At 54.3% G+C, this 22525-nt stretch carries 18 protein-coding genes; 8 read left to right on the forward strand and 10 right to left on the reverse strand.

The window, feature by feature from the left end; translation table 11 throughout:
• Nucleotides 1-7 precede the first annotated feature (7 nt).
• The 5 genes from ACMHXH_RS05840 (at nucleotide 8) to ACMHXH_RS05860 (ending at nucleotide 6079) form a co-directional block, all read left to right on the forward strand.
• On the forward strand, nucleotides 8-1324 hold the full coding sequence (locus ACMHXH_RS05840) for an alkaline phosphatase (RefSeq protein WP_039034153.1): 1317 nt from the start codon (nucleotides 8-10) through the stop codon (nucleotides 1322-1324).
• A gap of 124 nt (nucleotides 1325-1448) precedes the next feature.
• Entirely contained in the window at nucleotides 1449-2483 is a 1035-nt protein-coding gene (locus ACMHXH_RS05845; protein WP_039034181.1) for a class I SAM-dependent methyltransferase, read from the forward strand.
• Between the two features lie 316 nt (nucleotides 2484-2799).
• Nucleotides 2800-4470: a DUF342 domain-containing protein gene (locus ACMHXH_RS05850; RefSeq protein WP_039034152.1), complete on the forward strand. Its 1671-nt coding sequence runs from the start codon at nucleotides 2800-2802 to the stop codon at nucleotides 4468-4470.
• Nucleotides 4471-4573: 103 nt separating this feature from the next.
• Nucleotides 4574-4936: a DUF4144 family protein gene (locus tag ACMHXH_RS05855; RefSeq protein WP_052248073.1), complete on the forward strand. Its 363-nt coding sequence runs from the start codon at nucleotides 4574-4576 to the stop codon at nucleotides 4934-4936.
• A gap of 111 nt (nucleotides 4937-5047) precedes the next feature.
• Nucleotides 5048-6079, forward strand: a complete 1032-nt coding sequence (locus tag ACMHXH_RS05860) for a site-2 protease family protein (protein WP_222116194.1) — start codon at nucleotides 5048-5050, stop codon at nucleotides 6077-6079.
• A 51-nt stretch (nucleotides 6080-6130) separates the two neighbouring features.
• On the opposite strand, the gene ACMHXH_RS05865 is transcribed toward ACMHXH_RS05860, so the two are convergent.
• The 9 genes from ACMHXH_RS05865 to ACMHXH_RS05905 form a co-directional block, all read right to left on the reverse strand.
• Nucleotides 6131-6988: a pirin family protein gene (locus ACMHXH_RS05865; RefSeq protein WP_319619966.1), complete on the reverse strand. Its 858-nt coding sequence runs from the start codon at nucleotides 6986-6988 to the stop codon at nucleotides 6131-6133.
• A gap of 99 nt (nucleotides 6989-7087) precedes the next feature.
• Nucleotides 7088-8011: a phosphatidate cytidylyltransferase gene (locus tag ACMHXH_RS05870; RefSeq protein WP_025008904.1), complete on the reverse strand. Its 924-nt coding sequence runs from the start codon at nucleotides 8009-8011 to the stop codon at nucleotides 7088-7090.
• Nucleotides 8008-8646, reverse strand: a complete 639-nt coding sequence (locus ACMHXH_RS05875) for a lysophospholipid acyltransferase family protein (RefSeq protein ID WP_025889733.1) — start codon at nucleotides 8644-8646, stop codon at nucleotides 8008-8010. The genes ACMHXH_RS05870 and ACMHXH_RS05875 overlap by 4 nt, the downstream gene beginning before the upstream one ends.
• A 19-nt stretch (nucleotides 8647-8665) precedes the next feature.
• Entirely contained in the window at nucleotides 8666-9094 is a 429-nt protein-coding gene (locus ACMHXH_RS05880; RefSeq protein ID WP_071238432.1) for a hypothetical protein, read from the reverse strand.
• Nucleotides 9087-10472: a phosphatase PAP2/dual specificity phosphatase family protein gene (locus tag ACMHXH_RS05885; RefSeq protein WP_319619241.1), complete on the reverse strand. Its 1386-nt coding sequence runs from the start codon at nucleotides 10470-10472 to the stop codon at nucleotides 9087-9089. Before ACMHXH_RS05885 ends, ACMHXH_RS05880 begins: the two co-directional genes overlap by 8 nt.
• A complete protein-coding gene (locus ACMHXH_RS05890) occupies nucleotides 10472-12241 on the reverse strand; it encodes a bifunctional alpha/beta hydrolase/class I SAM-dependent methyltransferase (protein WP_144360931.1) in 1770 nt (589 codons plus the stop codon). The genes ACMHXH_RS05885 and ACMHXH_RS05890 overlap by 1 nt, the downstream gene beginning before the upstream one ends.
• A gap of 25 nt (nucleotides 12242-12266) precedes the next feature.
• A complete protein-coding gene (locus ACMHXH_RS05895) occupies nucleotides 12267-12881 on the reverse strand; it encodes a CDP-alcohol phosphatidyltransferase family protein (protein WP_144360930.1) in 615 nt (204 codons plus the stop codon).
• 195 nt (nucleotides 12882-13076) lie between these two features.
• Nucleotides 13077-15503, reverse strand: a complete 2427-nt coding sequence (locus tag ACMHXH_RS05900; protein WP_335912397.1) for an ImpA family metalloprotease — start codon at nucleotides 15501-15503, stop codon at nucleotides 13077-13079.
• Nucleotides 15504-15509: 6 nt separating this feature from the next.
• Nucleotides 15510-16088 carry an Ig-like domain-containing protein gene (locus tag ACMHXH_RS05905; protein WP_335912398.1) on the reverse strand — a complete coding sequence of 193 codons (579 nt, stop codon included), beginning with the start codon at nucleotides 16086-16088 and terminating at the stop codon, nucleotides 15510-15512.
• A 247-nt stretch (nucleotides 16089-16335) separates the two neighbouring features.
• Between ACMHXH_RS05905 and ACMHXH_RS05910 the strand changes: the two genes are divergently transcribed.
• Nucleotides 16336-17934: a TerC family protein gene (locus ACMHXH_RS05910; RefSeq protein ID WP_052248071.1), complete on the forward strand. Its 1599-nt coding sequence runs from the start codon at nucleotides 16336-16338 to the stop codon at nucleotides 17932-17934.
• Between the two features lie 275 nt (nucleotides 17935-18209).
• Complete coding sequence (locus ACMHXH_RS05915; protein ID WP_413737796.1) at nucleotides 18210-20150, forward strand: diguanylate cyclase; 1941 nt, start codon at nucleotides 18210-18212, stop codon at nucleotides 20148-20150.
• Nucleotides 20151-20152: 2 nt separating this feature from the next.
• Here ACMHXH_RS05915 and ACMHXH_RS05920 read toward each other — a convergent pair whose 3' ends face one another.
• Nucleotides 20153-20884: a DUF3581 domain-containing protein gene (locus ACMHXH_RS05920; protein ID WP_100144868.1), complete on the reverse strand. Its 732-nt coding sequence runs from the start codon at nucleotides 20882-20884 to the stop codon at nucleotides 20153-20155.
• 400 nt (nucleotides 20885-21284) lie between these two features.
• On the opposite strand from ACMHXH_RS05920, the gene ACMHXH_RS05925 reads away from it, so the two are divergent.
• Nucleotides 21285-22505: a porin gene (locus tag ACMHXH_RS05925; RefSeq protein ID WP_335912400.1), complete on the forward strand. Its 1221-nt coding sequence runs from the start codon at nucleotides 21285-21287 to the stop codon at nucleotides 22503-22505.
• Nucleotides 22506-22525: the final 20 nt, after the last annotated feature.

The following is a 22525-nucleotide window of genomic DNA, read 5'->3' on the forward strand; positions in this document are numbered from 1 at the left end:
GACTCTGATGAAACTGAGCCAACTCACGGGCGCATTACTGGGACTGTCATTGCTGCTGCCACTGGCAGTCGATGCCAATCAGTTGCCCAATCCCGCCCCTTCCAGACCCCAAAATATCGTGATCATGGTCGGTGATGGCATGGGGCCGGCTTATACCAGCGCCTACCGATATTTCAAAGACAACCCGGATACCGAAGAGATAGAACAGACGGTATTCGATCGCCTGTTGGTCGGTATGGCCAGTACCTACCCCGCCAGAGTCAGTGGCTATGTCACCGACTCCGCCGCCGCGGCAACCGCGCTGGCAACCGGGGTAAAAAGCTATAATGGTGCCATCTCGGTCGACACCCAGAAGCAGCCGATCCCGACCATAATGGAAAAGGCCAAGCAGCGGGGGATGAGCACAGGAGTGGCGGTCACTTCCCAGATAAATCACGCCACACCGGCGGCCTTTTTGTCTCACAGCGAAAGTCGCAAGCACTATGTCGAGCTGGCCAACAAGTATCTGGAGACGGATGCCGATGTAATGTTGGGGGGTGGCCAGAAATACTTTGATCAGGAACTGCTGGCCAAGTTTGATGCCAAGGGCTATCAAATTTTGCAGGAGTTCAGCGCGCTTGAAAGTATCACACAACCCAAGGTAATGGGCCTGTTTGCCGAAGTGCAATTGCCCTGGGTGCTGGATGACAAGGACGGCCATCGCCTCAGCACCATGACAGGCAAGGCACTGGAGCTCTTGTCACAAAACAACAACGGCTTTGTATTGCTGGTCGAAGGCAGTCTGATCGACTGGGCCGGTCACAACAACGACATCGCCGCCGCCATGGCGGAGATGGATGAATTTGCCCGTACCATGGAAGTGGTCGAGCAGTTCGTACGCCAAAACCCCAATACCCTGATGGTGGCCACCGCAGATCACAATACCGGCGGTCTCTCCATCGGCAGCAAGGGCAAATATGCCTGGAATCCAGAGGTACTCAAGGGGCTCTCTGCCAGTATCGACACTCTGGCAGCCGCGGCGTTGACCGCAGAAGACTGGCAAGCACCGCTGGCTCAAGGCCTGGGTTTTGAGCTGGAACCCGCTTTGCTGGAGCAATTGGCCAAGGCCAGAATGCAAGGCAAAGAGACGCTGGCCAGCGCTATCAAACAGGAAGTGGATCGCCGCTCCAACACAGGCTGGACCACAGGTGGCCATACGGGCACAGATGTGCAGGTGTTTGCCGCAGGCCCGGGCGCCGAGCTGTTTATCGGCAACCAGGACAACACGGATATCGCCTCCAAACTGAGCAGCCTACTGCCCAAGGGGCAACACGCCGCCAAATAAGGCTTGGCCTGGTAAAAGCGGCTGCGGCCGCTTTTTTTGTCTTTGCCAACTATAACTCTTGCCCGCTGCCACCACTGATTGGCTATAATGCGCGGCAGATTTTATCCTTGGAAGTTCTCCTATGTTGCTGACACCGCCATCGCAATTACTGCTGCGCAACAGTGCGCTATTTGAAGGCCAAAGCCTGCTGCTGCTCAACCATGAAAGCGATAGCTGCGCCAGAGAGCTTTTGAAGCTGTGCCCCAGAGTCGATGCCCTGGCGCTGGACTTCAATCACTTCCAACAGCTTAAATCGCAAGCCACAGCCTCGCTTCATTGCTACTTTGGCCACCAATTGCCCCATACAGACAGGTTCGAGACCGTTGTTGTCTACTACCCCAAGGCCAAGCCGCTGCTCGCTTATCTGCTGGAGCTGGCGGCGCTGCACCTGCAACCGGGAGGCCAACTTCTGGTCATAGGGGAAAACAAAGGCGGGATAAAGTCGTTTGCCAAGCAGCAAAGTCGCTGGTTCAGCAATGCTGCCAAACTGGACAACGCCCGTCACTGCCTATTGTTTGCCGCCGAGGCCATCACCAGCCCAACTGCGCTGGATATTGAGACCTATGTCAGCCACTACAGCTTGCCTACTCCCCAAGGGGATGTGCAAATCTGCAATATGGCCGGAGTATTCAGTGAAAAACGGCTGGATCTGGGTACTGAGCTGTTGCTGTCTCATCTGCCTAAGCTTAAGGGCCGGGTATTGGACTTTGGCTGCGGCGCCGGAGTGATTGCGGCCGCCCTGCTCAAGGCCCAGCCGGAGCTGAGCCTTGAATGTGTCGACATCAATGCCATGGCGCTGCTGTCCTGTGAGCTGACCCTTAAGGCCAATGGCCTTAGCGCCAAAGTCTATCCATCAGATGGCTTGAGCGCCACTCAGGGCGAGTTCGATGCCATTATCTCCAACCCACCGTTTCATGATGGTTTGGCGGCAACTACCCATATTGCCGAAAGCTTTATCGCCGACAGTACCAAAAAACTCACAGAGCGAGGAGTATGGCAGATAGTAGCCAACCGCCACCTGCCTTACAGCGATACAATCGCGGCCCATTTCGGCAAGGTGAATGTCATCGCCGAAAACAACAAATACAAGCTTTACCGGAATACCAGTGACAAAAAGTAGCGCCGAAAATTTTTGGTAACTTTTCGCTAAGAGATCAAAGATTTTTATAAGTATTCAGGGCTATTATCTTTTGAATAACTGCTAATGGGATGTTAACGACAGGCTTCGTTTCGGCGAGCTTATGTTGTTATACTCAATAGCAGTCGGAAAAATAATAATAGTACCGTTCCGCACAGGAGTTGACTCAGTCGATAAGAGCCCCTGTTTTCCTGTTATGTCATGGCACACCCCGCACCATGGACAAACAGTTTCTTACTCGAGTGGCAAACATGTTCAAGCTCCAAAGGAAAGGTATAACTAACCTGGATACTCTAATATGCTGGCGCCGGATCTCGTTGAACTCAGCAGTAACATGCAATTTGCCGAGCTGAGGCTCATCCCCAAAACCCATGGTCCCGTTACCGAGGAAGCCATTCGTCATCTGCTGGCATTACCTGACTTTGCCAAACTTTACCCCCTCGACAGTCAAATTGTTAAAGCCGTCAAAGAGATCAACAAGCTCTATGCCGAAGAAGATGGCCAATTCGAGCAATTTTTTCAGATAGCCGAGCGTCGTGACGGCCAGATATCACTCCAGCCCAGTAAGGACAAGATGCAAGCCACAATGACCCTTACCGCCGCCTGGGGGGGGAAGGAGATCACCCTGCCGGATATCCTTCGCCGTCTCAAGGAAGATAAGATCTGCATGGGGCTGTCGAAAATCAAGATAGAAACCATGCTCAAACGCCTGAAGCAGAGTAAACCCGGTGAAACCATAGAAGGCATCATTGCCTGCGGCAAGGCGGCGGTAAATGGCAACCATGCCAAATTGGACCGCAAAGTGCCCCTGGCCCGTGAACGCCTATTGCATCCGCAAGAACGTGAGGATGGCACTGTGGATATGCGCAACCTGGGCGCCGTCATCATGGTCAATAGCGGCGATCTTTTAATGGAGAAGATCCCCGCCACCCAAGGTACCCCTGGCTACAATGTCTTCGGTGAAGTACTACCGGCCAAGCCAGGTAAAGAGTTGGAGATGGTGATAGGTAAAGGTACAGAACTCAGCGCCAAGGACAGCAATAAGCTTATCGCCACAGTTGCCGGTCAGCCGGTGGAAATCCGCAATGGCATGCAGGTAGATGATGTGCTGCAGATAAAAGATGTCGACGTGGGCTATGGCAACGTCGACTTTAAAGGCAGTATTCTTATCAGTGGCGACGTCCATGAAGGGATGCAAGTCACGAGCAGCGGCGATATCACAGTCATGGGCTTTGTCGACTCGGCATCCCTGACGGCCGAGGGAGATATCACTGTCAGCAAAGGCATCATAGGCAGGCAGATCCGCACCAATGAGCTGTCGACCCAAATAAGAGCCAAGGGGCAAATTTCGGCCCAATTTGTGCAATATTCCGATCTTCAGTGCCAAGGCGATATTCTGGTAACCAAGCAACTGCTGCACAGCCACAGTTGCACCGATGGCAAACTGATAGTCAGCGATGGCAACGGCCGTCGCGGAGACCTGGTGGGCGGAATAGCCAAGGCAGAAAAAGGCATCAAGGCAGTTGCCATAGGCGCCACAGCCGATACCAAGACAGAGCTCTTCTGCGCCATGCGTTTGGGGGAATACCGCCAAAACCTCAAAGAACTCGAAGAGAGTGTTAGGGTTCTGGTAGTGGCCGGGCTGGAAATGGAAGCCCGGCTGAGAAAACTGCCGCCCAAGAGTGAATGGCAAACAGATCCTACCATGGTCGAACAGGTAAAAATGATGCTGCAGGAGAAACATCGTGTCGATGATGAGCGGCTGCGGGAAGAAACCGAACTCGATCTACTGAAAGCAGAAACCGAAGGTTACTATCGCCATTACTTTGTCGAAGCCCTGAAGCATGTCTACTCCAATGTGGAAATTCATATAGGCCCGGCCCAGCAGCGCACTCAAAGGGAACACGGCCCCTGCGTGATTGAAAACCAAAATGGAGAAATCCACTTCGATTACAGCAATCGCGGTTAAGCTCAAAGCCGCACGGTTATGGTTCAATCTGACCGGGAAGAAATCATAGCAACACCAAGTCACTGTGTTATGGTATCGGCAACAGCTTATGCTTGGATATCCTATGACACAGCCCACCTGGCCCGCCATTCTAAAACCGGCAGATTCAGACGAACTCCTGTTCCTTGAGAATGAAAGAGACTGGTTGGAGTATATCTGCCTACATCAACACCTGAGTTGCCAGGGCGACCAACTGATAGATTCCGACGGCTTATGCTATCCCATACTTCCGGCCACTCGCTGTGACGAACCTGTACTGGCTTCATTGCCGCAAATAGGCCCGAGCCAGTCTCGGCTCGAACTCAAAGATCTCAAGCTGTTGGTACAAAAGCACGCCGCCGCGCTCGGCAGTTGCTGCGTGGCCAAATTAGCCTTTATCACTTTTCCACAAGGGCTGGAGATGGTGCGTTATCTCGACAATCTCTGACAAAGCCCGGCGCCCACGGGTATAATCGGCGCGTTTTCTCTCACCGGAGTCATAGATTTGCAACTTCTGAAAATAGATTGCTTAGGGAAGCCTCTGAGGCTGGAAGGTTCCATGGCAGGTTGGCAACAACTCTTTTGGGATAACCAATTGGTCTCGCAACAAGCCGCCAGCGCCAATGACCAAGGCAGCGGCAGCCATGAGTTCAGTCTTAGTCGCACCGATGGCAGCAGCATCAAGGTGCGCCTGGAAACCCAGCTCAACTGGCAACCCTTTGAGCTGAGCTATCGTTTGCTCATCGATGAGCAAGTCACGATTGAAGGCAGGCGCGATAGCAAAGATATTGAGCGGCAAACACCAGACATAGCGCCGGTGAAACAACAGAAACTGAGTCTGGTGGGGCTGGTGTCTCTGGGCTTTAAGCTGCTCAAGAGTGCCAAGGTAATCAAAGTCGTACTGGCCGGGGCCAGTATTGCCGCTTATTCCTGGCTGTTTTCACTGCAGTTTGCCCTGGCCCTTATTGCCTGTCTGGTGTTTCACGAATACGGCCATATCCGGGCGATGAAGTATTTTGGTATGAAAACCAAAGGTATTTACCTCATTCCCTTTATGGGCGGCCTGGCCTTATCCGATGAGAAGATCAACACCCGCTGGCAAGATGTGGTGATCTCCATCATGGGGCCAACCTTTGGCCTGTTGATGTCGTTGGCGGCACTCGTGGCCTACTGGATCACTGGCAATCCCTTCTTTGCCGGTCTGGCGGCCTTCAACGCCTTACTCAATCTGTTCAACCTATTGCCAATTCTGCCGCTGGACGGCGGACATATTCTCAAGAGCATCAGCTTTTCAATGAACAGCGCCATCGGCCTTATCGCCTGTATTCTCGGTGCCGCCATCGGAGTATTTATCAGCTACAGCCTGGGGCTAGCGCTGCTGGGGTTCCTGTTGCTGATAGGCAGCGCCGAGATTCTGTTTGAGTGGAAACAGCGTCATCAAAGCCATCTGTTGCCGCTGGACAGGTATGGGCAAGTGTTTTCCCTTATCTGGTATCTGTTAACCGTGGCGGCCCTGGTAGGGGTTATCTGGCATCTGGCGGGTAGCGGAGATGATATGCTGGGATTGCCACTCAAGATATTGCAGAGTTGATGCAATATGGCAGACGGCTGAAGTAAAGCAGCCGTCTGTTGCCTATGTCAGTTAAACGGAACCGGATGGGATCTCACCAAAATCACCGTTTTGGTAATCACGAATGGCCTGCAGGATCTCCGCCTGGGTATTCATCACAAAAGGCCCCATCTGCACCACGGCCTCACCAATAGGGTTACCGGCCAGAATGAGCAGGCCCGCGCCCTTGAAACCGGCTTGCAGCTTGAGAGGATAACGACTATCGAGCAGCAACATATTACCGGCCGCCACTTGTTTGCCATCCGGCAGTTGCAATTCACCACTGTGCAGATAGAGCGCCAGTCGCCCCAGATGACTGAGATCCAACTCGGCTTGGGCATCAGGCGCCAGCGTCAAATCGGCAATCGCCGCATCGCCGGCCAACCCGGTCAAGGGAGCACTGGCTTCAGTACCGGCGAAACGCCAATCACCGGCCAGCAGTCTCAGGCTGGCGCCGTCAGTTTCAAGCTGTTGGTGTTCATCGGCAGCGCTGTCCTGATACCTGGGCGGCCGCATCTTGTCCTTGGCCGGCATATTGAGCCAGATCTGAAAGCCATGCAGCCCCTCTTTGGCATCGGCCAGCGGCATTTCGGAGTGGACCACACCACGGCCGGTACTCATCCACTGCACCTTGCCTTCGCGGATGGCGCGGACATTGCCCAGTTGATCCCTGTGCTCAAAACCGCCCTTGCGGATATAGGTAAAAGTTTCCATACCGCGGTGGGGATGCGGCGGAAAACCGCCGAGATAATCGCGTTCATCGTCGGAGCGGATCTCATCCAGCATCAGATAGGGATCCAACGCCAGAGCCTGAAAATCGGCGACCCGGCTGATATTGACCCCATCGCCGTCAGAGGTGGGTTGCGCCGGCAGTATTTGCAATATTTTCATCATTGGGCTCCTTCACTTTGGAATAACCCCAGCTTACTGCCGACAAATAACAACAAAAAGCGCATTTATCCGCTATGAGTCTTCGACTTTATAGAAAGGTCACACCCACCAATAGCGCACCACATGGAAGAAAACCGGCGCGGCAAAACAGACAGAATCCATGCGATCCAGCATGCCGCCGTGGCCCTCTATCATATGGCCCCAATCCTTGACGCCGCGGTCACGCTTGATGGCCGACATCACCAGTCCCCCTGCAAAGCCGAGCAGGTTCACCAGTAAAGCTATGATTGCCGCCTGCCAGGGGGTGAATGGGGTGATCCAAAACAGCGAAGTACCCACCAGCGTCGCCAGCAACACCCCACCGACCAAGCCTTCGAGGGTCTTGGAGGGCGACAGCTTGGGTGCCACCTTGCGTTTGCCAAACAGCTTGCCACAGCAATACTGCAGCACATCGGAGAGTTGCACCACCAAAATAAGCCAGGCGATCAGCAGCAAGTTACGCCCTTCATAGCCCTCTATCTTCAAGGTCATCAGCGCCGGCACTGACGAGACACAATAGACGGCTATCATCAGCCCCCACTGCACTTTGGCGGTACGCTCAAGGTAACGTGTAGTATCGCCGCCAAGTGCTGCCAGAATCGGCATCAGCAGGAACAGATACACGGGAATAAAGATACTGAACATGCCGTACCAATGGATGGCAATAAGCAGATACTGCACCGGCAAGGCAAAATAGAAGGCGGCGACCAGGGCAGGATAATCGCTGGCCCGGGTCGGTGTCAGGGTTAAAAACTCCCTGAGCGCATAGAAAGATACCAGGGCAAACAGCAATATCACCCCATAGAGCCCGAACAGGAAAGCGATACCTATGGCCAGCACCATCATCCACCAGGCATCGATTCTGGCATTGAGATTGGCAATAACGGCGTTGTTGCCCTTACGCCAGGCCAGCAAACGACCTATCAGGGTCGCTACCACCAGCAACAGGCCTATACCGGCAAACAACCACAGTGTCTGGTTCATACTTCCTCCCGTGACATCGCCAATAGTGCCAAACGCAAACGCTCGAGAAAGGCCACCTTGGTTTCCTGCGGCTGCAGCTTGATAGGCGTGCCGAAACTCAAAGTGCAGAGCAGCGGCAACGGCAGATAACGCCCCTTGGGCATGGCGCGATTGAGGTTGGCAATCCACACGGGGATCAGTTCCAGATCCGGGCGCGAGTGCGCCAGATGATAGATTCCACTCTTGAACGGCAACAATGGCGCCTCGCTCAGATTACGGGTACCTTCCGGGAAGAAGATCAGCGAGTCACCCTCTGCCAGCGCCTTTTCCACCGGCGCCAAGGGATTGCCCTCACCATGGCTCTCTCTTGGAATAAGCACGGCATTGAATACCCGCTGAATAATAAAGCGCCTCAGCGCCGTCTTTTGCCAATACTCGGCGCCGGCAACCGGACGTGTCTTGCGTCTCAGCAAGGCAGGCAGTGATGCCCACAGCAACACAAAGTCACCGTGACTGCTGTGATTGGCAAAGTAGAGCCGCTGATTGTGATTGGCGCGGCAGCCAAGCCACAGGGCGCGGGCACCGGTGACCAACCTGGCCGCCGAGGTGATCCCAAAGGCAGTCAATCCCGCGAGCCAGCCGATTAGGGTATCCATAGATAAGGGTAAACTCCTCTTACAGGAAAAAGCGCCAGACGAGTAACAACACCAATGCGGCGGCCTGCCCGGCAAAGCAGAGGAACAGACGCTTTAGCAGCGCCTGCGCCCCTTGGGCGCGCTGCAGCATACTGCGACCGGCCTGCTCTTCTTTAAGCCATCCGAGCTGCTGCATGCTGTGATCCAGACGTTCGCAGGTATGCTCCCTTGCCAGGGCGGCAAACAGCTTGGCATCCAGCGCCACTCTGAGGCCGAAATACTGTCCGCCCAGCCCGAAAAGCACCATCAACAGGGCGCTGAGCAGTTCCGGCCATCCCTGAAGCTTGCCGCCCCAGAGAAGCAGCAAAGGTGCCAACATCAAAACCGCACTGAACCAGCGCAGCGGCGCGGCATTGCCCAATAAAGTGGCCACCAATTTAGCCAGATCCCGCTGCTGCGACTCAGGCATGTTGCACCTCTGGCGGGCAAAAACCGGACTTGAGCCGCTCCAGATAAGCCAGAGTCTCTGGCTTGAAAACCACCTTGGGCCTAACGGCGGCAATCATCTTTGCGGCATCCAGGGCACTGCCGGCCCGACCGCTCAGCAGCAACCAGGCCGCCAATACCAGGGCGCTACGGCCATAACCCAAGGCGCAACATACAAGTAGAGTACCTGAGGTGCGCAAACACTCGAGCCGCCTGACCGCTTCCAGGCAGTCCTGTTCATCCGGCAAGCATAAATCCAGCATGGGCATGGGCTGATACCATTTGAGCCTGCCTTCGGTCATCCCCCGGGCGGGTGTAAGCAAAGCCTTACCCGAATAGGGGAAAGGCAACTCGGCGCAGAGATCCAATATGGCATCATATTGCTGCGCTTCACTCATGGTGGGCATGCGCCCAAGCCAAACCCCGGGCAGCACCTCTTGCGCCGCTACCTTGCCAGCGGTCCAGAAACGGATATTGAGCCAGGCAAACAACCGGTAAGGTAATAACAGCCAGCGACTGGCGAAGCTGGGATGGCCCAACTCACTCTTTTGAAAACCCGCGGCGGCAAACAGGAGATAATTGAGCGCCACCATGGCCAGCGCCAAGGCCAGCCAAAACAGCAGCATGCCAAAGAGACTCATGGGCCAGAGCAAGGCCGCGAGCAGCAGCAAGACGACGCCCACGCCATAAGCCGCTGCCAGCTTGAGCCTGCAAGGTTCCCTCGCCAAACTCAAGCGGCTGAACGAATTTCGTGGCCACAGCCAGAGGCAGAACAGACCGGCCGCCAGCCCTGTGGGCAGGTCGATAAAATGATGTTGCCAAGTCGTCAGCACAGACAGGCCAATCAAGGCAAACCAGCCGTGGAGCAGATAACGCCAGGGGCCACTGGCCCGCTGACTGTATTCACTCCAGAGCACCACCAAGAGCGCGATGTGCAAAGAGGGCGCCTGATTGAAAGGCTTATCAAACCCCATCAGGAGATCGAACAAACCACCAAAAACGCCGTCGAGCGGCGGGCGCTCAAAACTGAATTTAAGGGGCCAGATGAGAAAACAGCCGATGCACAGAAGCTGTACGCTCAGCAGCCTGAGCCCCAGTCTGTCTATCCCCTTACGGCTGAAGGGGAGCAGAAACGCCAGGCCGTAGAGAAGATCTATCGACCAGTAAGGCACTATGGTCCAGGGCCAGAGCGGAATGGCATGTTCCCAGGAAAACACCAGACTGGGAACCTCACTTTGCTGCGAGGCATACCAATTGGCAAAACCATAGCTGGCAAAGAAAAACGGCGCCAACAAGGCCAGCCAAAGCAGGCCCCGGCGAATGGTGCCGACCTCGCGTCGACGGGCGGGCAGCTCAGGCATCAGTCGGCCTTACGCGCCATAGACACGGTAAATATGCCCCACTCATCCACTCTTTGAGTCAACTTGTGAAAACCGTTGGCTTTGGTCAGTTGATCCATCTCCTGCTGACTGCGGCGACGCATCACCCAAGGCTGACCGTCTCTGTGGCTGGTCAGGGCCCGGCCGATGAATTCCAGCTGCGGATGCCAAGGCTGGCCCGTGTAGATAAGCAGACCTCCTGGCGCCAGCGCCGCGGCAATACCCGCCAGGGAGCGAGACACCATCTCATTGTCACCAAACAGCTCGTAAAGGCCGGAGACTACCGCCAGGGTTGGCTTGGGCTCGACCGCCGCCAGCGAATCAAAGTCGAAGGCATCGCCCTTTTCAAAGCGCACTATGTCACTGAGGCCAAGCTCATCGATGAGGGCGCGGCCGTCGCGGATATTGATATCACTGTAATCACGCAGCAGCACAGAATCAGGCTTAATATCGCTGTTCGCCAGGCTCTCCAGCAGATAGCGGCCATGTCCGGCGGCCACATCCATCAAATGCAGCGGCTTTTCTTCCTTTCTCAGCGTCGACAGCGCCTGCGCCAGCAGCTCTTCGATATGGCGTTTACGCTGGCGTATGCCGCGCCAGCCAATGGCATTGAGATATTGTTTGTCGACAAAACGGCCAAACTCCCCCTTGCCGGAGGGGGTGTTGCGATAGACATAGTCCAGGGTACTGCCCGAGTCGAAGCCGCGCTCGAAACCCAGAGCGATGCCCTCTGAGTATTTCTCCCCCAGCTTCATCACCGCGCGGGTGGCTTGCCAGTATTTGGCCTGCCAGGAAGCCTCGGGCAAAGGGGCGGCGAGCGATTCACTCTCGGCGCAGCTCGGGCCGAATTTATCTTGCTGCAACAAATTCACTGCCGCCTGCGGCGAGGCGATATTGGCCCGCAGGAAGCGTCTAATCCTGGCTATCGGGTCGGCCCGGTCCAGCTCTCCCAGGGTGTCATGATAAAACCCGGGCAGCAGGTGCAATTCTTTACGCTGGGAACCCAAACGCTCAAAAAACTGCTGCTGCGGCTTGCGCCGAACCACATAGTCGGCGCCCGAGATCAGTACCTGAGTCGGTACAGTAATCGCCTGGGCATTGGCCACCACCCTTTCGGCGGCATCATAGAGTCCCAACAACACATTGACCGAGATCGGTCTGGCGATCAGTGGGTCTGTCTCAAAGCTGTATTGTCTGGCGGGGTCATGGGTCAACAGCTTGGCCTTAACATAGCTGTTGACGAAAAAGTTGCCCTTGAGGCTCCTCAGCAGCTTGAGCCCAGGGATAGCAAAAGGCACATAGAGCTTGACGCTGAAGGCCGGCGACGCCAGCACCAGCGCGCGAATAGCAGGCGCATAGTCATGCACCCAGGTGCTGGCCAGCACGGCGCCGACACTTTGGGCCACCACACACAGCTGCTCTTGGCTGAAACCATGTTTGCGCTCTATGTGTTCCACAAAGGTCTGAATGTCGCGAACACTGGTACCAAAGGAGGGGCTGTCGCCTCTGGCGCCCGGTGATTGCCCATGACCACGGGCATCCCAGGCGAAAAAAGCCTGCTCAGGCAGCGCCAATTCATCCACCAGGTGCGCCATTCTGCCACCGTGTTCATGGCCACGGTGGAACAGCAACACGGCCCCGGATTCCTCTTGTTCATTGGTTTCCAGCGCCGGCCAGAAACGATAAAACAGCTGGAATCCATCATGGGTAGTAAAAAAGTGTTCCTCGGGTACCCTTGCGGCATTATCCATATAATTCATTCCTTTGATAACCAACTTAACTTGCGCTCTCGGCCTGCTTCAAACCGGATTTTACCCGGTTGAATATGGTCAGACAGAGTAACAGGAGCACCAATGACAGGATCAAATTGAGCCAGAATGGCGTCAACCAACCCAAGGCGACAGCCAGCCCCAGAATACCGAAGACAAACGCGCGATCGCTCTTGCCCATGGGGCCATCATAGCGGCGCTCTGCCCCCACCATCAGGCCGAGCACCCCGGCGTATTCACTGGCAACGGCCAGTAAGGTCAGGGCGATCACCAGCGCAGGTTCCACACCACCGAGCAAGGCGAAAGGCAGATAGAGTATCGCATCCGAAACGATATCGGCGAGCTCATTGAGATAGGCGCCGAGACGGGATTGCTGCCCAAACTCACGGGCCAACATGCCATCTATGGCATTGAGCGCCATTCTTTTCAGCATCCAAATAGGGATGAGAGCAAAGAGCCAAGGATGAGGCCAGATAAGCAACAGGGTTCCCAGCAATATAGAACCCAGCGCCGCCAACACTGTGACTTGATTGGCGCTGACGCCGCGCCGATACAGACGGGTAACCAGTGGCCTCAGTAGGCCCTGAAAGCGGGATTTCAACTGATAAACAGACAAACTCATTGGCTACAACATCCTAATCGAGAAAGAAAAGTTCTCACAGTCATCCTTGAGTCTCGCGCAAATGACCAAAGTGCACTATGCCTGATTTTTAATATGCTTCAAAGTGCTTGGGGGAAAAAGCCGCGGCTGAATCACGCCCCAACCGCAACGCCTCCGAAAAGAGGGAAAGAGCGCTAAAGCGCCCTTTCCTCTCTGTTACCAATTGGCATCCAGAGTGAGCTTGGGCACCGCCAGCTCAGCACATTGGCTCGAAAGGCGATAAAACACGGCTTCGGCGGCCGGGTAACCATAGGCAGCTACCTGGTTGGCGGCCTGGGCCTGATAGCGCACACCCCAGAGATCGAACCAGGGACGCATATCCAGTTGCAGCAACTTCGACAGGCTGAGCAGCATAAAGTCGTTGCCATCCAGGTTCGGGGCATAGATATAACTGCTCATGCCCAGTGCATCCCTCATCTCGCCCCAGCGAGCGACGTCGGCAATCGCATGGCTGAACAGACGCTCATGCAGATAGAGCAAGGTGAAAATCTGCCAGCCGTTATCCAAACCGGCATGTTCTTCGGCCAATGCCGCCAGCTGCAGATAGAAATCCAGCCTGGGCCCGGCGTTGTCATAGGTGCCGGTCTGACTCCAGAGCTTTTCGTAGACAGAGGTCACAGGATCGCTGCTGTTTTGCGCCTGTTTCAGCCACTCGAACGTGGTTTGAGGCGACTGGCGATCGCAGCTGGCGATCCGCTCACCACTATCTTTAAAGCGTTGCCAACCCTTGTACAGCGGGAAAATATTATTGGAGACTTCACCGGAGCGGCCACCATAGATTTTCAGCCGGTTCCGCTGCAGATTGTGGCCTATCTCGTGACTCTCGCCCCAGCCGAAGGGACTCAATACCCAGGCTTGATCATAGGGGTTACCCGAGCAGCCGCCACCACAGTGTGCCGCCTCATCGACATTGATGTGCTGCACCTTGGGTTTGGCATGGATCTGTTCATTTTGGCAATCCCAACCCAGCAGGGCGCAGCGGGCGGCCACGCTGGGTGCCAGCGCCAGTCCTTCACCACTGAAGCCGGCCAGATCGTAGGTCCCCTTGATCATATAGCGCCAAACATCATTCAGGGCCTGCTCCACATCGCCGCGGTACGGCTCGGCATAGATGAACTGTTTCATCATATGTTTGCGGGAGTTAACTTCGACAAAGTCGGTGCGCAGCCCGGCCCAGCTCAGCGGGCTGGTTTCAAGCGCCGTCAAATAACCACTCGCTTGGTTGAAATCCTTGAGGTAGGGATAGGCCAGTACATTTTGCGCTTCAACACTCACCACGCCCTCACCGGCCGGCAGTTGCAGCATCAAAGTCCCGCCATAAGGGCTACTCAGGGTCAGAGGTTGCCCGGGTTTCAAGGTCAGCTCGACCGAGCGCAAAAATTTGGGGCGCTGGTATCCCTGGTTATTGAATTCCCGGGTTGAGCCGGTTCTCTGGGTATTGATAAAGGCCTTGACCGTCAGCGGCAGTGTGTCTTTGCGCTCGAGACGCACACTCTGGCCGGGCAACAAGTAAAAACCGCTGCCGCGATAACCACTCTCTTTGCCCAGTGCCATTTCCAGGCTGACGTTCTCAAGCGTCAGCGTTTGCGGCAAAGGATCGCTGAAATTGCCCAAATCCGGCTGCGCTGGATTATTCCCCCTCAAATACAGCGCCAAGTGGTCGGCCAGATAGGCCGCCAGAAAACGCCCTTGCGGCGTGGTGTCCTTATCCATGGGATAAGCTATGTCGGCACGGTAAAGATCGCCAAGCAACACAAAGAGTTTCAGCAGCCTGCGCCCCTCGTTGCCGAACAACATCTGACCACGGCTATCCAGTTGATTAAGTGAATTTTTAAGCGCTCTGGCACCTGCAAGAAACTCAGACTCAAAGCCGTTGACCTTGTCACAGCTCACTTTACCCACATAGGTTTCACAGCCGGACCAGTCAAAGTTGAAGTCATCATCAATAAAGTGTTGTGTCAGGCGCTGCTCACTGCCAAGCAGCGGGAAAGCGGCCGCCATGGCCGTGGCCGAAGACCAATCGGCAGCGGCGCTGGCCCAGAAGTTACCGCCATAGGGCAAACTGACTCCCATGGTTCCGGCAATGGCGTCGGCCACCGCATTGGTCGCTTCATACCAGTTGTGCTGATAATAGAGTGCCTTGCCCGATGCCAGCGCCCGGGAATAGACGCCGGCTACCTGCCCGGCATCGGTATCGGCCGCGCGCCAGCCACTGATTAACAACTGGGCATCGGCGATACAGGCTTCCAAAGTGGCGACCTGATTACAACTCTTGATGGTCCAATTGGGAAACCGCCCTTGCAGCCAACTGCGACTGGCACTCTCCTGACCACCAAGAAAGCTCAAGGCCACGGTCAATGGTTGCTGCAATTCTGCCACTTGTGCTCTGTTCAGCAACCAAGCCAGCAGATTATCATTGGCTGGCTCCATGGCGGTGAGTTCACCGGCATGGAAACGGGCAAACAGATGGGTACCAAAGGCCGCAAAGCGCCCGGTATGCTGCTCGCCGGCGACGGCCAATACCTGCCCCGTGTTGGCACGTAGCAGAGGTGTGGCGATTTCCGGCTCGATGATATTGAACAATTGAGTTCAGTTGCCTGGAGCATAGGCCAGCGCCGTATCGGCAAATACCCTTTGCCGCAGGGCTTGCTCATTCGAGCGCAGCTGCGTTATCTGCGCGGCAATCGCCTCAAGCAGAGTATCCGGGTTCAGCCCGCTTGCATCACCGCTTGCCAGCGCCCGCTCCAGAGGGCTTTGACCGTCCACGCCAAAAACTGCCAACTTGAGGCTGACGCTGCCACCACGGCCATCACTGACCTGCAATAGCCCTTGATCGCTGCCCTTGGCATCTTTATCTGCTTTGTAGCTCAGCATATCGCCATCGAGACTGAACTGCCCCAGCTTGCCCTGCTCGGCAATGCTGGCCTGCAAGGGATCGCCATCGGGATCTGACACATAACCTTGCCAGTTGACCGTAATGCTCTGCAGCAAGCTGTCATAAGCCAGCTGAATATCGTCACCCTTAGGCGCTTGATTAACGCCAGCAGGCGGCTGCAGATTATCACCGCTTGACCCGGCGCCACTTTCATCATCACCACCGCCGCAAGCGCCAAGCAGTAAACTACCCAGTAATATCGAGTGCAGCAACAGAGGTTTTTTTCTTGCCATCACAGATGTTTCCCATTTGTTATTCCGGGTTAATTCTAAAGTCTGCCATGGAAAGATAAAACCTTTATAATCAACTTTTTAAGCAACTATCAATGCGTAAATTTTATGACTCAAAGGCAGTTTTTTGACACTCATTCAAGCGCTGCAGCACCGGCAAAGGATTAACCAAAATTAATTCAGCATTTCGCCCAAGTTGTGCTGCAATAGGCCCAAGTTAAACCCATTTTGAGGCCCTTGGTTCACCACTATGGAACTTTTGCTCGACCCACACATATGGATCGGACTCTTTACCCTTATCATCCTCGAGATAGTTCTCGGCATAGACAACCTGGTATTTATTGCCATTCTGGTTAAAAAACTCCCTCAACATCAAAGAGACAAAGCCCGGGTCATAGGCCTGTCGCTGGCCTTATTGATGCGCCTTGGCCTATTGGCCGTGGTGTCCTGGCTGGTCACCCTCAACCAACCTTTGTTCAGCCTTGCCAATTTCAGTTTTTCCGGACGGGATCTGATCCTGATATCCGGTGGTCTATTCCTGCTGTTCAAGGCCACCAGTGAACTGCATGAACGGCTGGAGTCCAAAGAGCCGGAAATAGGCCAGAAAGTCGCCTATGCCAGCTTTGGCATAGTTGTGACCCAGATACTGGTGCTGGATGCGGTATTCTCCATCGACTCCATCATCACCGCGGTCGGCATGGTGGATGAACTCTGGGTGATGATGACAGCCGTAGTGGTAGCCATGACTGTGATGTTGCTGGCTTCCAAACCGCTGACTCGCTTTGTCAATGCCCACCCAACCGTGGTGGTGCTCTGTCTCAGTTTCCTGTTGATGATAGGTTTCAGCCTGGTAGCCGAAGGCTTTGGTTTCCATATTCCAAAAGGCTATCTGTATGCCGCCATAGGTTTCTCCATCATGATCGAGTTCTTCAACCAGTTGGGGCAACGCAGGTTCGAACAACGTGAAGCCCGTAAACCCTTGAGGGACAGGACAGCCAACGCTATTTTCAAGCTGATGGGCGGCAAGAAACAGTTTGAAGAAATTGACGAAGATGAAGAACAGCCAAACGACGAGCGTGCCCTGAGCAAGTGCTTTGCTGAAGACGAGCGCAACATGGTCGGCGAGGTGCTGACTCTGGCGGAGCGCCGCATCAAGAGCATTATGACGCCGCGAGCCGAAATAAGCTGGGTTAACCTCAGCCACAGCCCCGAGCAGATAAAACAACAACTGCATGGCGACAGATTCAGCCAGTATCCCCTGTGTGACGGCGATATAGACAAGGTCGTGGCACTGGTGAGTGCCAAGGAGTTGCTGGCCGCCATAGAGCAACAACGGCCACTGCAGAGTCTGCGCCCCGGCCACAAGCCGGTGATAGTGCCGAAAAGCATCAGCGTGTTCCGTTTGTTGGAAGAGCTAAAGCGCGCCAAGGCCGACATGGCGTTGGTCACAGACGAATTCGGTGCCCTATTGGGACTGGTCACCGGCCACGACATTCTCGAAGCCATAGTCGGCGAACTGCCCCAGGAAGATGAGGCCGAAGAGATCCGCATCGATGGCGATGGTTGGCGCGCTCGCGGCAGCATTAACCTGCATCAGTTAGGGAAGCTCCTGGGCTACGATGAACTCGAAAGCCATAATCACGAGTATGTGACCCTCGCGGGCATGTTACTGGCACGCTTTGGCCGGATCCCGGAAGCAGGCAGTGTGCTGACTATAGAGCCCTGGCGCTTTGAAGTCACTGAGATGAATCAGCACCAGATAGCCGAAGTCAAAATAAGCCGTCTGGATCAGCAAACTGAAAACAGCCCTGCCAACGACGGCCCCTATCAAACGCTAGTAGAAAACTGATCCACAAGCGCCGATAGCCAAACAAAATTTGCGGTTATCGGCGCTGTTTTTACGACAACCCGCCTTTCCGCCATTTGTTGATCACCTAGCTCCTTCGGGCACTCCGGCTCCATCGGACAATTCCCAAACTTAAGTAGTCACCCGCGAATAATTAGACAAACCCAAGCCGCCAACGCGATAATCCCTCCCCAATATCACTTTTATCAGACATTTTCGGTTCAAAGAGCACTAAAAGTATGAAGAAACGCTTCTGCCTGCCATGGATAGCAATAATAATGATACTGGCCAGCCCTGCTCTGTCGGCGACCAACGCAGAGCAATTCTCCCGCTTGCTTAAAGGGGCCGAAAGCCAGCTCTATTCACTGCCGCAACGGTCGCAGGCTCAACTGTACGAGATGGAAAGCGGGCAACTCAAAGACCTGCCCAAGCCCCTGCTGACCCGTTTTTATCTGACCAAGGCGACAGTATCTCTGCTGCTGCATGAGATCCCCGCCGCCGAACAAGCCGCCAAAGAGGGCCTGAAACTGGCGGTTCCGGGAACCAGCGAACATACCCTGCTGGAACTGAGACTGGTACAGGTGATGTTGCAATCCGGCAAGGTCACACAGGCCATCAGCGAACTGCAAAAAATAATAGATAGTCAGCAAAATTCGGCCGATAAAGTGGTTCAGGCTGAAGCCCTGCTACTAAAAAGTAAGGCGCTTGAACAGCAAGGCAAGCTGGATGCATCCTATGCCAGCCTGATGCTGTCATTGGACGCCGCCGAACAGAGCCAGAACAAGGAGTTGCTGGAGCGGATCTCCTTTGGCATGGGCCACCTTCTGGTGCGCCTTAACGGCTTTGAGCGCTCGGAAAAACTGCTTAAGAAAGCATTCAAATTCTTCAAGGACAGAAGGATGTCCTACAACCAGATGCTGGTGCAATTGGAATTGGCTCAGTTGGCCGAGCAGCAGGGACAGGTTGAAATAGCCATAGATAGATATCAAGCGGCGCTGGAACTGGCCAGAGTATTGGGATACGGCCTGTATCGCTTTCGCATCAATGTAGAACTGGCGCTGAAGTACCGGGATTCCGGGGATGAGTCTTCCATGGCAAAGCACCTGCAACTGGCCGACAAGTTGCAATATCGCGAGACTTCAACCCTCTATACCAGCCGCTTTCAACTGCTCAAGGCCCAAGAGTTACTCAACAAGCATAAGTACGCCGAAATGGCCGTCTATGTCGACCCTCTGCTTATCAGCTTTGCCAAGGAAAAAGCCTTGTTACGCTCCCAGATAGAGCTGTTAAAGGTCAGCGCCGAAGGCTTTGCCGGATTGGGTAATTTCAAGCGCGCTTACGAGGTATTGGATCAGTACCAGCAACGCTTCGCCGTATACAGCTCCAAGGAGTTGGTCAGTAATCTGGATCGCCAGCAGTTACTGTTTAACTTAGAACGTCTCGAATTTGAAAACCAGGATCTCAACTGGAACAACGTACTGCAAAAACTGGAGTTGGAAACCAACCGCACGACCCTGAATCAACTCAATATCATCAGCAGCATCATCCTGTTGCTGCTGTTACTGGCCACTATCATCATTCTCTGGCTCAATCGCTCACGCTTGAAGTGGGGACTGCTGGCCAAGACTGACAGCCTCACCGGCCTCTATAACCGCCGTTATCTGGCAGGTTGGTTGCTGTACCATCAAGCTTCAGAGGAGCAAAGCCAGGAGTCGCAACCTAAGTGGCGCACACTGCTTTTTCGACTGAAATCACTGTTGTTGCCGGCCAAAGTCCAGCGCAGACATGGCCCGCTGGCGTTAATCACGCTCGACATAGATAGTTTCAAAAAGGTTAATGACACTCATGGCCACAATAACGGCGACCGAGTGCTGATCGAACTGGCCAAGGTGATGAAAGCCTTGCTGCGGAAGGATGATCTGCTGGCTCGGGTTGGCGGTGAAGAGTTTATGTTATTGCTGCCCAATACCGGCTTGAATGACGCTGTGTCTGTTGCCGAAACCCTTAGGCAAAGCGTGGCCGAGCACATATTCACCCTGGAAAATGGCGAGCCACTGAGACTCACCGTTAGCCAGGGGGTAGCTTTGGACGCCGACGGCTGCCAAAGCTTCATTCAACTGACTGATACTGCGGATAAACTTCTTTATCGAGCCAAGCAGCTTGGGCGTAATCGAGTCGAAAGTGAGCTGGCACAGGACTCAGAAGCCAACGCAGTTTGAATTCAGGCGTTTGTCTGCGAGCCGCCGCCATTCCAGCTGCCATCGCGGCGCGCCTGATACTCACTGACCATGGCCTCCACTGCCGCCTCGTCGAAAGGACGTAAGCCACTGAGTACCAAGGTCTTACGTCCGGTTCCTACCTGTTTATCATCACTGATAAGCGCGAAATCCAGCGTCACATCGCCGCGTTTGCCATCGACTTTGAGATTGCTGTTAATCAGCTCCAGTTTAACCTGCTCAAACTCCAGGGTGTCCAGTTCAAAACCCATGCTTTCATAGATAACCAAGGGCCGCGCCGGATTAATGGTGACCTGATGCTCGCGCATCAAAGGCACCAAAACATGGGTAAAGTTGAGGCCGGAAAAAGCCACATAACTGCGGACAAATGACTCCAGTTGCCGCTCGCAGTGGCGCGTTTCACCTTCGCGATGGACATTCAGGTAGCGTTTGCCGCGCTCATCTTCTATCGCCAGCTCAGCCCCCTGGTCACCAGGAAAATGCAGACATACGCCGTCACCGACCATGCCTTCAAACTTGAACAGCATCCGGCGGCTAAGGCCATAATCGTTCAACACCAGGGCAAACAGAAGATCGCCTGGAACGCAAAAACGCTTGGCATCCTCATCATGGATAGGATTGAAATCCCCTGCTACTCCCTTGGCAAAATCACTGGCCTGCTTGCGGCCTATGGTTATTTGGTTATTTTCTCTTTTAAAATAATCAACTAGAAACATCTTGTTCGAACACTCACAAAGCCAAGGCTAACCGGAATAAAAAGGTTTATCAGTTTAACCGCCTTTTGACAAATAACTCACCCGATCTGTTGGCCTTGACTTCCAGCCAAGGTTAAATGTTTAAAAATCAAGCAATCGCACTTCAGCGACTTTATCCGAAAATGGTTCCAAGCTCTGCTGGATAACTCAAATACAGCCTTACTACTTTACTCAAAAGATCAAAAGCTTACTTTGTAAAGCCAGTTTTTCAGGCAAAACCTCAACAATAACAACTCGGTTTACAGACGCTGACATTTGTTAATTTTGATCACAATAATAAATGCAAATCGTTTGCATTTATTAAATCAATTGCTAGAATTCGCTCGATTTCAACAACAGTAACATCACAACGGGAACCAAGATGATCAAGAAAACTCTCATTGCCAGTGCGCTACTGACAGCCCTGTGCGGCCCACAGGCATTCGCCTCGGACGAGACTCAGGAGCTGCGCAAAATCATCGAACAGCAGCAGAAGGTCCTCAAGGATCTGGAGCGCCGTCTGGCAGAAACCGAAAAGCGTCAGCAACAAACTGCCGAGCGTGTCGAGCAAACCGCTGAGCGGGTTGAACAGACCGCCGAGGTGGTAGATGCCACGCCGCAAAAAACCGCCACCACTATCGGCGGTTATGGTGAGCTGCACTACAACAACATAGACAACAAGCTGGGCGAGGATAAGAAAGAGTTCGACTTCCACCGTTTCGTGCTCTTCTTCGGCCATGAGTTTACCGAAGACACCCGTTTCTTCTCCGAGCTGGAAGTGGAGCACTCCATCTCAGGTGATGGTCAAAATGGTGAAGTCGAGCTGGAGCAGGCCTACATAGAGCACGACTTCAACCAAGCCCTGACAGCCAAGGCGGGTCTGTTCCTGATGCCGGTTGGCATCATCAATGAAACCCACGAGCCACCGGCATTTTATGGTGTCGAGCGCAACCCGGTTGAGAAAGACATACTCCCGGCTACCTGGTGGGAAGCGGGTCTGGCAATGAATATCCAGGCGGCTCCCGGACTGGCCTTCGATGCGGCCGTGACCTCGGGCCTGAATGTCCCTACCACAGGTAAAAATGCCTATAAGCCAAGAAGCGGTCGCCAAAAGGTTTCCGAGGCCAAGGCTGACGATCTGGCCTATACCGGCCGGGTGAAATACACAGCCGTTCCCGGTCTGGAGCTGGCCGCGACGGTGCAGTACCAATCGGATCTGACTCAAGGCGAAGCCAGTGTAGACACCGCCTCGGCCCTGATGTGGTCGGCGCATGCTATCTACCACATAGAAAACTTCAGTATCAGAGCCCTCTATGCCGAGTGGGACATAGATGGATTTGAAGCCGAAGCCCTGGGCCGCGACAAGCAAAATGGCTGGTACATAGAACCGTCCTACCGCTTTAACGAGCAGTTCGGTATTTTCGCCCGCTACAACGAATGGGACAACAACGCCGGTGACAATCAAGACACCAAAGAAACCCAAACCAATGTGGGTATCAACTACTGGTTGCACGAGAATGTGGTGTTCAAGGCCGACTACGAAAAACGTGGCGGTAAGTCAGACTCAGATGGGTTCAATCTGGGTGTAGGTTATCAGTTCTGATGATCTTTGGGTGCCCTCTG

The sequence above is a fragment of the Shewanella sp. BJSY2023SW001 genome, from assembly GCF_047314685.1.
Lineage (GTDB): Bacteria > Pseudomonadota > Gammaproteobacteria > Enterobacterales > Shewanellaceae > Shewanella > Shewanella indica.